The sequence below is a fragment of the Dolichospermum circinale AWQC131C genome, from assembly GCF_000426905.1.
Taxonomy (GTDB): Bacteria; Cyanobacteriota; Cyanobacteriia; order Cyanobacteriales; family Nostocaceae; genus Dolichospermum; species Dolichospermum circinale.
The window spans coordinates 69,422-69,638 of record NZ_KE384596.1 but is presented as its reverse complement, the minus strand read 5'-3'; the positions used below and the strand labels follow the sequence as shown (position 1 = coordinate 69,638).

Below are 217 nucleotides of genomic sequence, written 5' to 3'. Positions count from 1 at the left end.
TATCGGTTTACACTTCTACCCAATTTGGGAAGCAGCTTCTTTAGATGAGTGGTTGTATAACGGTGGTCCTTACCAGTTAGTAGTATTCCACTTCTTGATAGGCGTATTCTGCTACCTCGGTCGTGAATGGGAACTTTCTTACCGCTTAGGAATGCGTCCTTGGATTTGCCTAGCTTTCTCTGCTCCTGTAGCAGCAGCTACCGCAGTATTCTTGATT

Annotated in this window: 1 pseudogene; it reads left to right on the top strand. The window is 45.2% G+C overall.

What is annotated here, in order from left to right:
• Positions 1-217, top strand: a pseudogene (locus ACIR131C_RS26595) (photosystem II q(b) protein); the annotation flags it as partial.